We start from the raw sequence: 3,513 nt of genomic DNA on the forward strand, positions 1-3,513 counted from the left end.
TTTGACCATACAAAAAGTGCCTCACAATCATTAGACTGTTTGTCTAACAATTATGAAGCACTTCAACACTTCTGTTGAAAGAACGGTTTTTTATTTTGGTCACGGACTATTTCTTGCTATCTATGGAAACAGTCGATAAACTAGGAACAGAAGTATGTCGGCGTGATCAAAATGGAGGTAATGAGATGAAAATTGGATTCATTGGGTTGGGAAATATGGCAAAGGCGATTATTGAGGGGTTGCTACAACAAGATGCGGTAAATCCTGCGGACATTTATGTTCATAGTGCGCATGTTACCAATTATCAGCCATATGCCACGGCAAAAAGATTACAAGCATGTGCGAGCAATTTACAAGTGGTCCAGAATGCCGATGTGATTATTTTAGCCGTACAACCGCAACAAAAAGAAACGGTTTTAGCGCCACTCAAATCGGAGCTCATCAATAAAAAGATTCCGCTCTTTTCACTTTTATCCGGGGTGACGATCGCCGATTTAGAAAATATTATTGGTCTAGCAGTGCCAATTATTCGCGTCATGCCTAATTTAAATGTTAAGATTGGACAAGGAATGACTGCACTAGCGACAAACACGGCTGGAGAACCAACTGCTAACGCGATCGCAACGGATTTATTTGGCAAGATTGGTACAGTTATGCCACTGCCTGAAGCCGACTTTAGCACTTTCGTCGCGCTTGCAGGAAGTGCGCCAGCTTTTGCCTTCTTATTTATCGATGCGCTTGCCCATGCGGGTGTCAAATATGGCTTGACCAAAAAACAAGCGGCTGAAATTGTGAGTCAAATGTTGATCGGTAGCGCCGAATTGGTTCGGCAAAGTGGTGACGCACCTTGGAATCTTATTGATGAGGTCGCATCACCAGGTGGCAGCACGATCGCCGGTGTTTTAGCGATGCAAGCCGCTGGGTTCGAAACCGCGGTCACGAAAGCTGTCGATGCAACGATTACTAAGGATTTAGAAAATTAAATTAAAATTGGTTTGTCTAGAAAACCTGTAGATAACCGCGACTATAAAAATTGGTCTGATGGTTTCACTTGCATTTTTGGTCTATACCACATATACTAGAATATGGTTTCAGTTATGATTCAATTATGTTGGTGGTAGTCAGAAACACAAATAAACGCGGACCACTCCACAACATAAATGTGTTCAGAAGCACTGTCTTTTCCGCTTAACTTGCTAAACCCATAAATCCAAAAACAAGATTTCTGTGTTTAGCAGGTTAATGCTCAAAGCCAACCGTGCTTCTTCACAACATAACTGTGTTCGGAAAGATTGAAATCAGTGGCTAAGCAAGTCACATTTAAATCTTAAGACCAAGATTTTAATGTGACTCACTTAGCCAATGATTTCAGAGCATCTTTTCTCACAACATAAATGTGTTCAGAAGCACTGTCTTTTCCGCTTAACTTGCTAAACCCATAAATCCAAAAACAAGATTTCTGTGTTTAGCAGGTTAATGCTCAAAGCCAACCGTGCTTCTTCACAACATAAAAATAGGAGATGTCTTCATGAGTGCAAAAGTTTTAAAGCATGCAAAAATTTATACTGGTGATCAAGTGATCGATGATGGTTATATTCGTTTCGATCAAAAGATTTTAGCGGTCGGTCCAGTTTATGATTATGTTGCCGAAGCAGGCGACGAAGTTCAAAATATTCAAGGGACGACGATCGTTCCTGGATTTATTGATGTTCATGCTCATGGTGGTTATGGATTTGACGCGATGGACGGCGATCCAGATCAAATCGACACAATGGCCACTAAAATGATGCGCAACGAAGGGGTCACAACTTTATTTGCCACGACAATGACCCAATCTAATGAAAATATCGATCGTGCGATGTCTGGTGTAAAGGTTGCCGCTGAACGCAATCCTATTATTAAAGGTGTCCATCTTGAAGGCCCATTTATTTCTGCCGTATACAAAGGGGCACAACCAGAACAATACATTAAAGATCCTAATACTGAATTATTAGGTCACTGGAACGAATTATCCGGCGGCCGCGTCAAGTTGATCACGTATGCACCAGAAGATCCAGGCTCTGCCGCTTTTGAAGATTATTGTATTGCTAACGGAATTGTTCCTTCAGTTGGCCACAGTAATGCCACTCGTGAGCAATTATTGAATAGTAAAGCAACTCATGTGACTCACTTGTATAATGCGCAGCGTGAATTCAAGCACCGCCAACCCGGTGTGACTGGTCATGCGATGCTCGAAGATAATATGCACGCAGAATTAATTTGCGATGGTTTCCATATCGTACCTGATATGATCCGGCTTGCTTTTGACATGAAGGGGCCTGAACGAATCGACCTTGTGACTGATTCGATGCGCGCCAAGGGGATGCCTGAAGGCGAAAGTGAACTTGGTGGTCAAAAAGTCTACGTTAAAGACAAGCAAGCACGTTTGTCTGATGGCACATTGGCTGGTTCTGTTCTCCAATTCATCGATGCTTTCAAAAACATTCAAGACTTCACGGGGTGCTCGATGTTTGAAGCCGTTCAAATGAGCAGCGTCAACCAAGCTGAAGAATTCCATTTGGATTCTAAAGGCACGTTAACTGTTGGTAAAGATGCTGACTTAAACTTATTAAATCGTAATCAAGATTTAGTTGGCACGTATAGTTATGGTACTGAATACCATCCAGAATAATTAGAGGTAATGACTGTGGAATCGCCTGTATATATTAAGATCCATAATCAAATTAAACGTGATATCGAAGCTGGCCTTTGGAAGATTGGCGATCGCATTCCTTCCGAACGTGCATTGTCAGTTCAATTTAACGTGAGCAGAATGACGTTACGTCAGGCACTGCAAACCTTAGTTGACGAAGGTATCCTAGAACGCCGGATCGGCGCCGGAACTTATGTTGCCAGACAAAAGGTTCAAGAAAAAATGTCTGGTACCACTAGTTTCACCGAAATCATGCGCTCACAAGGGAAATTCCCTTCTAGTCAAACAATTTCTTATCGAACGGTCAGTCCTTCTTTGAGTGAGCAAGAACGATTGCAGCTTGAAGAAACAGACAAAGTCGTGCGAATGGAACGGATCCGGCTAGCTGATAATGTGCCGATTAGTTTTGAAGTGACCACCATTCCAGCTCACCTGATCAAGAATTTCAGTCGTGCTGAAGTCACTGAGTCTTTTTATGCGACTATGGAGCAAAAAGGGGACTATGAAATCGGTAAGGCTAAGCAGACGATCACGGCGACGCTTGCTTCGGAAAATATCGCGGATTATTTGAATCTGAAGCGTGGCGATGCCATTTTGCGCTTACGCCAGATCACGTATCTTAAAGATGGGCGACCATTTGAATACGTGCGGACGCAATATGCGGGCGAACGATTTGAGTTCTTCTTAGAAAAATAAAGTGTTTCGGGCTGTTGCTGAATTTTTGGCAACAGCCTTTTTTGGTTTAATTAAGGTGCCCGAGTTTACAATTCAAGTGCAACACCCTGTGACCTAGACCAGAGTAGACAAAAAGGCCATGAAGA

3 protein-coding genes are annotated in these 3,513 nt (G+C 42.5%); all 3 read left to right on the forward strand.

Annotated features, from left to right (window positions below; translation table 11 throughout):
• The first annotated feature begins 185 nt into the window (after positions 1-185).
• The 3 genes from proC (at position 186) to EKM67_RS10405 (ending at position 3,388) form a co-directional block, all read left to right on the forward strand.
• Positions 186-983 (forward strand): pyrroline-5-carboxylate reductase, encoded by a 798-nt coding sequence (proC, locus tag EKM67_RS10395; protein ID WP_125578913.1) that lies wholly within the window; start codon positions 186-188, stop codon positions 981-983.
• Between the two features lie 545 nt (positions 984-1,528).
• On the forward strand, positions 1,529-2,671 hold the full coding sequence (nagA, locus tag EKM67_RS10400; protein WP_125578914.1) for an N-acetylglucosamine-6-phosphate deacetylase: 1,143 nt from the start codon (positions 1,529-1,531) through the stop codon (positions 2,669-2,671).
• 15 nt (positions 2,672-2,686) lie between these two features.
• Entirely contained in the window at positions 2,687-3,388 is a 702-nt protein-coding gene (locus tag EKM67_RS10405; RefSeq protein ID WP_125578915.1) for a GntR family transcriptional regulator, read from the forward strand.
• Positions 3,389-3,513 lie beyond the last annotated feature (125 nt).

It is taken from the genome of Lapidilactobacillus mulanensis (assembly GCF_003946215.1).
Taxonomy (GTDB): Bacteria; Bacillota; Bacilli; order Lactobacillales; family Lactobacillaceae; genus Lapidilactobacillus; species Lapidilactobacillus mulanensis.